We start from the raw sequence: 8317 nt of genomic DNA on the forward strand, positions 1-8317 counted from the left end.
AGGTATATCTATTATTAGTATGTGTTTATATTAGTTTTCTGCTGTAATCGCTGTAGCCTGATAACCCCAACCATCACGAGCATCTAGCAAGCGATAAGTATTATCAACATACTCTCCCGGAAAAAGTACCAATAAACGGCCAGGTACATGGAGAGCTAATTGCTTTACAAAATCAGATACTGAAGCAAGACCAAATAATGTCCCACACCCTACTAGTGCAACTAAGGTGTTCTCATCGGCTTCATCTTGGATACGTTCTGCTAATAACTCCACAGACTGTCGAACAAATACCTTGTATTTAGATTTTAGAAACTCTGGGTCTTCAAAATAGTCTTCACGGTATTTTTGTTCTGCCATCCATTCAGGAAACATGCGCGTAATATCCAACTCTAGCCAAGTGTGTCCTGCGTTTTCAGTGGCCAAACGAAACTCTTCAATACGCGCCCGCAATTTCAGCTCATCCTCTTTATGGTAAACGGCAAACAGTACACGCTGCTCATCTGCGAGACCCTTCATCCAGGGAATACTAATATAGCTAGAATAGCTTTGAATTAAACGGTTCAGTCGATTACTCATATAGCCAGGACTCCTCATCTTCATTCAAATAGTTAGGAAATGTCACTTCCATCACTTCACTGGAATGCTTAAAATCAATTAAGCCGCTGTAGCTTGCCTGCCTTGCCAGCTCTACCAAGCGTTCCTGGCGACAGCCCAGCATTTTAGTCCACTCAGTAGTGAAGAGCCGATTTCCGGTTGCTCCCTGTAGATAACCGAGTAATAAAGCAAAAGCCACATTAACTGGCCTTACTTCAGGCTCAGCTCGATGCTTTTTGTTACGACCCTGCAAATAGCCTGCGTTTGTCCATGTACCATTAACATTTTGTGCTAAAGATTTGAGCGATGCTGCACTGAATCGTTCAGGATACTGATCACTAATGGCCTGTTCCATATCCTCTCGTGGCAAATGTTCACCTAACTGCAAAGACAGTATTTTGGCTTTAGACATCTCTAATATCGGATCCCGCGTTAGTGACATCTGGCAAGCCAGCAAAGGACGTGCACTAGCATCACTCTCCCATAATTGTCGAAAGATTCGAAAAAGTGGTATTTCAGTATTCATGCCATACAGATCAACCAGATGTCGCCAAGTCAGAGTTCTTGATTTGCTGGTCGGCTTGTGTAAAACGTTAGCCTGCTCAATATCATCACGATAATCCTCAGGCCTGGCATTAGCAGGCTGTCCATCGAATAGTTGTGTCAGCTCTGAGTACATCATGGTACGGGCTGAATGCGCTCCATTTTGGCCAAATTTGAAGCCAAGTTTTTGTTGATTTTCTTGTGTAACCATTGCTTAGAACTCAAATTGGATTTGGAAGGTAGTAAATACTATTGATATACCAAGGTAGCTAGCCCGGAAAGCTTGCTATTATTGTGCTGCATAATGTACTGATACTATCTTAAAGTCGATCTTGAAATTTCATTTAAACCGCTCTAGTAGATGCTGAAATCAATGATTCGGTACATTAAGAGTTTTTTTATCTTCTTTCGATAGTTATTAAAAACTATCAAAAAGCATTTTTTGTATCAGCTATGACTCTTTTCACAAACTCTGTTTAGTAATCGGTCGATTGTAACTGATACCCCTTGTTTTTAAAAGCCAAAGCACTTATTACAATTTTATAATTTGGATGAGGGGTATACATAACACTTGATGAAGCAAGCTAAGGTTTTTGAAGAATCAAAATCCTGAGAAAATACATTAATAAAAACATGAACATACATAACTGAAATATAAGTAAAAGACGTTTACTCACTTATCTAATTAGCGAACGATCAATATAAATATTAAAACTTCGTACGTACATCTTATAGGAGTAAAGTTTCTCGATAATAGGTAAACAAAATCCAATGTAGAACCTCGATGTTTCTCTAAATACGGTAAACTTTTGACCCATTATTGATTGTTTTTTTTCGAGTAACGGGAGTATGACAAGTATTTTTTAATTCCATAGTAACTATTTAACACTCAAATCTATAGGGTCTTGATTATCTGATTTACAGCCTTAATTCTGTCCTTTAACTTATCAGCATTACTCTTTTTAAAACTCTATTAATGCGAATAATTTACAGTCCTAAAATAATTACTTATGAAATTTTCATGAATATTAGGTTCAAAAACAACTCGACAATTAAGCTGTCTAAACAGAGTACCCGTGCTTTAAGTTTTAAACAGTACTACCAATAATATCTACTTAACTATTCCTTATTATTAGCATTGATAATTTATGTTTTGATTATAGCTCTTAAGAAAGCATCAATTTATTAGTTTTTAAGAACGAAGCTTCAACGCTTAAACACGAGTCAAGCAAGACGTCTATTCTACGTAGTTTATAAGCTACCAATCTCGGTAAGCCTTTCCTAAAAATTGTGTAAATGCTTATAACCAATTAACCGTAGAATAAGCAATGACTATTTAAACTGACATCAAAAAACTAGGTGAGTAAATAACTATCAGTATGAGCAATTTATATGACATCAAAAAGCATCTAAAAGCATCTCATACAATCGCTTATCGATACTGCTTTTGAAGCTAGGATGGAAGAGCAGCTAGGCTATCCCAAGTATGAAGAGATGAATAAGCACAATAAGGATAATGGTCATACTCAAAACACTTTGCGCAGTGATAATAGGGAGCTTAAGATCACTACTTCAAGAGATAAAGAAAGCAGTTTTGAGCCTGTGCTAGCAAGTAAACATCAAAGTCGTATTAATGGTTTTGATGAAAAAATCATATTCTCTTATGCTAAAGGTCAGACGACCACTGAGATCGTTGATACTATTAAAGATCTTAATGATGTCACCATATTAAACAAAATGGCAGAACAGACCACTGAGCACTATCTATCCTATTGTTTATTTGGAATACACTATCGTTAAGACACTTCAAGATAAGCAGATTATCAACAAGGCTATCTATCTGGCTCTAAGTGTCAATCTTAACAGTGAAAAAGAGCTGCTTGGTATGTGGCTATTAGAGAATGGGAGCGCTAAGTTCTGGCAGGCATAAACGCAGGGTACAGAACATTCTCATTGCCTATGCGGATTGTCTAAAGGGTTTCCCTTATGCTTATTGATACGGTTTACTCCGAGGCTCAAATTCATCTGTATACTTTATACATATTGCGTTATTCGATGAAGTTTGTAGCTTGAATAGATAAAAAGAATGTAGCGACTGATTTGAAGGCCATTTACGGCGCTGATACGCTTGAAATAGCGGAGGTTAATCTTGAGCATTTCGATTAGAATTAGGGTAGCGAGCACCCGCATGTCATCAATTCTTAGCGCAATAACTGGGAGGTCTTAGCGGCGTTCTTTAACTTTCTAAAGATATCAGAAAAGCGATTTATACCACCAATGCTATAGAATCACTGAACAGTGTGATTCTATAACGGTGAATAAGCGTAAGGTGTTTCCTTCTGACCAAGTAGCGTTTAAAGTGGTGTACTTAGCAATCTAGCAGGCATCCAAAAAATGGTCGATTACTATTCGTAACTGGACGGCTGCTCTAAATCGTTTGGTTACTATGTTTAATAACAGCATCAGCAGGCATTTAATCTAAACGGCAGTTAAACAGAATTTGGGACAGTCTCTATTTGAGTTAAAAAAATTCAAGTATAGAAGCATTATGGACTTTATAGATTTCATAATTATCAAAAAAATTGCTTCACTACCATTCCCTCAGCCTAGCATGAAATTACTAAACCGTGAGTATTGGCCCTCAAATCCTAATCTAACCGTGCCAATCTCACCATTTCTGTTTTTTGTGATGCCAATTTCTGCAATGCCTTTGTCTTCTGTTTTATCGTTATAAACTTCATCACGATAGATAAACATAATGATGTCAGCGTCCTGCTCGATAGCACCAGAGTCACGTAAATCGCTATTCATAGGACGCTTATTAGGCCGCTTTTCAACATCACGGTTTAACTGCGATAGTAAGAAAATTGGCACGTTAAACTCTTTAGCGAGTCCTTTTAAATTGCGCGTAATAACACCGATGTCGTTTGCTTTATTATTGCTATCTTCAAGCCCGCCCATAATCGTTAAGTAATCAATAACGACACAGCCCAGGTCATGCCCGCGCGCTTTCAATCTAGTTAGTGTAGTACGCATCTGCGAGTAAGTAAGTGCGTATCTATCATCAATCTGCAGAAGAGAATCATTACTGCTATTTTCTGTAGCAACTTTCATCAATGCAGCCCAATCGTCTTCATCAACGTGCTGACCGCCGCGGACTTTCTCAAAATCAACACCTGACCGCGCTGACATGAATTTTTTAACGACAGCATCTTTTGGCATTTCTAAGCTAAAAAATACACCTGTTTTTTGCGTTGACTCAATAATGCCACTTAAAAGACTCATTACAAAAGTGGTTTTACCCATCGATGGACGCGCGCCAATTACTACAAGATCCGCGGGCATGACACCCGCTTTACTATCTAAATCAAAAAAACCGGTTTTGATAAACGGCGGCACGCCATTCTTAGCAGCGTTACCTAATGTATCAAAAAAGTCGCTTAGCAATTCGCCGATTGATTGAATGCCTACCTCTTTTTGATTGCCGTCCACTATGCTCGATAATTGAGTTACTACGTCATTAATCTGCGACTCTAAGCTATCCTTGCTTACTCGATTGTCTAAGTGAGCGCGTGCTAATGTTAACGCTTCTAGTGACACTCTAACTTGCGAGTATTCTTTAATCTTTTCACAATAACTAACAAGCATTGTGAGCGTTGCCGGCGATGTTACCAGTATCTCAGTTAAATACTTATCGCCGCCTGCTGATTTCATGTCACCAGTTAGCGTTAAGCGATCTATAACAGTTATCAAGTCGCAAATATCGTTAGACTGATGCAGATGCTTGATAGCGTTAAAAACGAGTTTATGCCTGCCTGCCATGAAATCATCTGCAGTGATAATATCGCTGACAATATCAAACGAATTTTCGATACTCATTAAGCTAGCTAGCACTGACTTCTCAAAATCGATGTTGTAGTGTTTATTAATATTCATTATTTTAATCCTAATTTAGTAAGTGCTGCAGTTGCGATAGCTGACTGTCTCTCTAAGCTGATGGTTTTCTTTTCTAGTGCCAACTTATCAATTTCGCGCTTACATTCAATTTTTAGCTGTCTCTGTTCGAAATTGGCGCTATTTAGTGCGTACTCATGACAGACTTTCTCATAGATAACTTTAAAACGCTTTGATGCTTTAACAGCGTCTTCTCTTACTATCTCAAAAAAGCCAAACCTCTCAGCTGCAACGTAAGCCGTTATATGATCATATTTACCATTTGCCGCCGCTTCATACACTTGATAGTAATTAGCAGTGTCTGCAATACCGCCGCCGCGTACTAGCGCTATGAAATCGTAAGGCGATGATGGCGGCCATTTCTTTGTGACTGATAAAGCGATAGCGGTATTAATTTCGTTATCTGTAGCATTCAGTAGCTGTAGAGCTATTGACCACAGGTCTATGAACTCATGCGTAGCAACTTCTTCATGCTTAAACTTAGTAGGGAATGCTAGCGCCCATGCGTCACATGCATTAATGACATTGTTCTGCATCGCTAACGACGGTTCTAATGTTATTTGATTGCTCGCTTGATTGCTGACCGTTAATGCGTGCTCTAAGCTTGTCGCTGTGAGATTGACGCTTGTTAACGGGTTGTTGTGAGTTGTCATGATTATTTCCTTGATTTTGGCTGACTGGTTGTTTTTGGCTCTGTTTTTCTATGGCATCTGCACATCGTTTGTCGCTATCGATTGCGTTCTTGATCGCTACTTGACCGTTGTTCTGGTGCCAATGACTATGAATGACGTATAGCATCGCTTGCTTGATTTCTTCAGCTGTGAATGTTTTTAATCTGGTCTTGACTACCTTTGCCCAGACTTGAGTTTTCACAGCTGCTTTAGCTGGGCGATGACTATTCCAGAATTCAACAAGCAATTCCCCATCAGTTAAACTAGTCACAACCAATTCGTTTTTACTGTCACTGTCACAAATGATTTTGTTTTCACTATTATTAGTAGTAGATTCAATGATAGATTCATTAATAGGTTTGGGTGCAGCTGCTGCACTACCCGGTGCAGCTCCCGCACTACCCTGGTGCAGCTCCTGCACTACCCCTTCATCACTTAGTGGTGCAGCTCCTGCAGTACCCACATCAACTGATTTCGCTTTGCTTTTTGCCTTCTTATCAAAAAATTGAACCGCTTTATCTAGTGTAAGGTGATAGCGATTAGTTTCATTTTTTTGCTTTTCTTTGTTGTATCTTTTCTCTATGCGCAAAAAGTCTTTCTCTTCCAGCCACTTTATGTGATCGATGACAGACCGCTTGCTAACTTCACAAGCGTGCGATAGTGAGTCATAGCTGGGCCAGCAACAGCCGTCATCATTTGCTTGATCAGCCAGTTTAATTAGGACCATTTTGCGCAATGGATTACCTACGCGCATGTCGAATGCTTGTGCCACCATTCTAAAGCTCATTTTGTACCCCCAGCCACTGAGTACCATTTGGTACGATCACGAGCATCATCATTAAAATAACCTGTGTTAAGCGCGCCATTATTTTCGAGCTTGCTTAGTAGCCGCTGAATTTTGTGTCTATTAAAATATGGAGACAATACTGCAAGCTCTTCTGCAGTTTTAGCTGTCCAGCCAAAAAGCTCTGGCTTAACCTTGCCAGCAGCTTTGTCAGCATTAATGCAGTCTTTTATTACCTGCAACATAACAGCAGCATCTACGCCATGCTCGATAGCGTCATCAACGCTAAAACTATGCATCATCACCGGTGTTGTACTCTTTTTAGCGCTCATGCTATACTTACCTCAATTGATGTGATTTTTAAGAAATAACTAAACCCCGCTAGCAGCAACTAGTGGGGTTTTTTCATGCCTGCTTTTTAGCGCATTTGTAATTCTTTGCAAGATGCGCAAAACCGCCAATATCCGCCTTAAGCCTGCCCTTACTCATGACTTGAAAGATTACCTGTGTGTTTTGAGCCATACCGCCTGACCGCCACTGACTGACTGCGCCGCGAGTAACTTGACAACGGCGCGCCAGCTCTGCATCATTTTTGCATTTATAGTGATCTAGCAAGATATCTACTGTAATCATGATTTCAACCTCTTTGTTGATGTCAAGTGTATTAAATCACTATTTATTGATTTTATCAACTAAAATATGTGATATAGTGTTTAGTGTGTTATACTATATAAGCCGATAGGTGATGCCATCGATTATGCGAAACAAAAAATCAACTGCTAGAAAAAAAGGATTTGGTTATGACTACTATAGAAAATACTAGCAATGAAATTATAAGTGAAGATCTTGCCCGCGCTGAGCGTATAAGGGATTTAATGGCAGCTGAGCGATTAAGACAAGTTGACATCTCAAAAGCAATCGGCGCTAGTAGATCAACAGTCAGTAAATGGCTGGCTGGCACAAACACGCCAGCCGGTGATTACTTACGGATGTTGGCCCGCCTTCTGAAGACGTCACCAGATTGGATAATTGATGGCGATAATATGCAGCCGCCATCTGTGTATGATATCGATGATGCCGCGGATTACGCGCTGCATGACACTGAGCGATTTAGAAGTGTGTTTATCGAAGAACTAGGGCTAGATGAAAATGATAGATACGATATTGAGTATCTAGAAAAAAAATTTGTTGATAAGAAAGATGATGAAATGAATGATGCTTTAAGTGCGCTTGACGATCTTATTTATCACTCGCCGGCGCGTGAACCATTTGAGAATAAAACGTTTTTTAAAGCAATGGTTTATAGCACTATTGAAGTTAAATCAAATGAAATTATTAGAAAAACAAAGCATTTTGCTAATATCGATCACTCTATAGCATCACGCGCTGGCGCGAATCCAAAAGGTACTATAGTTGTTTATAATGAAGATCCAGCAGTGACTGATAAAATTAGCATCGACGCGCAATGTCTTATTGATGTGAGTAAGCGTGATATTAAAGATGGCAAGACTTATCTAGTTAAACACGGCTTGCTTATGTTGATACGCAAGCTATACAGAAACCACGACGGCGGCGTTAGAATGCGTGCTGCTAACAATGATTATGATGATGTTGTCATAACCCGCTCTGGCATGCATGACTTTGTAGTTGTTGGCTGGTTATATAGCTATATGAATATAGAGTCATGGTGATAAATATCAAATAATACCAATAGTTTTGTAACTGAACCCGCTTAATTGCGGGTTTTTTACGTTTAAATTATCTTTAATTT

At 39.2% G+C, this 8317-nt stretch carries 8 protein-coding genes and 1 pseudogene; 2 read left to right on the forward strand and 7 right to left on the reverse strand.

What is annotated here, in order from left to right; translation table 11 throughout:
- Positions 1-30 precede the first annotated feature (30 nt).
- Positions 31-576, reverse strand: a complete 546-nt coding sequence (locus ACT3SX_RS04925) for a hypothetical protein (protein WP_442074715.1) — start codon at positions 574-576, stop codon at positions 31-33.
- Positions 569-1348, reverse strand: a complete 780-nt coding sequence (locus tag ACT3SX_RS04930) for a hypothetical protein (RefSeq protein WP_442074716.1) — start codon at positions 1346-1348, stop codon at positions 569-571. Before ACT3SX_RS04930 ends, ACT3SX_RS04925 begins: the two co-directional genes overlap by 8 nt.
- Before the next feature lie 1168 nt (positions 1349-2516).
- Here ACT3SX_RS04930 and ACT3SX_RS04935 point away from each other — a divergent pair.
- A pseudogene (locus ACT3SX_RS04935) lies at positions 2517-3619 on the forward strand (IS256 family transposase).
- Between the two features lie 119 nt (positions 3620-3738).
- Here ACT3SX_RS04935 and dnaB read toward each other — a convergent pair.
- From dnaB to ACT3SX_RS04960, 5 genes are all read right to left on the reverse strand, one after another.
- Complete coding sequence (gene dnaB, locus ACT3SX_RS04940; protein WP_442074717.1) at positions 3739-5073, reverse strand: replicative DNA helicase; 1335 nt, start codon at positions 5071-5073, stop codon at positions 3739-3741.
- Positions 5073-5627 carry a hypothetical protein gene (locus ACT3SX_RS04945; RefSeq protein ID WP_442074718.1) on the reverse strand — a complete coding sequence of 185 codons (555 nt, stop codon included), beginning with the start codon at positions 5625-5627 and terminating at the stop codon, positions 5073-5075. The genes dnaB and ACT3SX_RS04945 overlap by 1 nt, the downstream gene beginning before the upstream one ends.
- A complete protein-coding gene (locus ACT3SX_RS04950; RefSeq protein WP_444761691.1) occupies positions 5608-6549 on the reverse strand; it encodes a helix-turn-helix domain-containing protein in 942 nt (313 codons plus the stop codon). The genes ACT3SX_RS04945 and ACT3SX_RS04950 overlap by 20 nt, the downstream gene beginning before the upstream one ends.
- Complete coding sequence (locus tag ACT3SX_RS04955; protein WP_442074720.1) at positions 6546-6878, reverse strand: hypothetical protein; 333 nt, start codon at positions 6876-6878, stop codon at positions 6546-6548. The genes ACT3SX_RS04950 and ACT3SX_RS04955 overlap by 4 nt, the downstream gene beginning before the upstream one ends.
- A 73-nt stretch (positions 6879-6951) precedes the next feature.
- Positions 6952-7179, reverse strand: a complete 228-nt coding sequence (locus ACT3SX_RS04960; RefSeq protein WP_442074721.1) for a hypothetical protein — start codon at positions 7177-7179, stop codon at positions 6952-6954.
- 167 nt (positions 7180-7346) lie between these two features.
- Between ACT3SX_RS04960 and ACT3SX_RS04965 the strand changes: the two genes are divergently transcribed.
- Positions 7347-8237 (forward strand): helix-turn-helix domain-containing protein, encoded by an 891-nt coding sequence (locus ACT3SX_RS04965; protein WP_442074722.1) that lies wholly within the window; start codon positions 7347-7349, stop codon positions 8235-8237.
- Positions 8238-8317: the final 80 nt, after the last annotated feature.

The organism is Psychrobacter sp. AOP31-B2-9 (assembly GCF_052378005.1).
Classification (GTDB): Bacteria; Pseudomonadota; Gammaproteobacteria; order Pseudomonadales; family Moraxellaceae; genus Psychrobacter.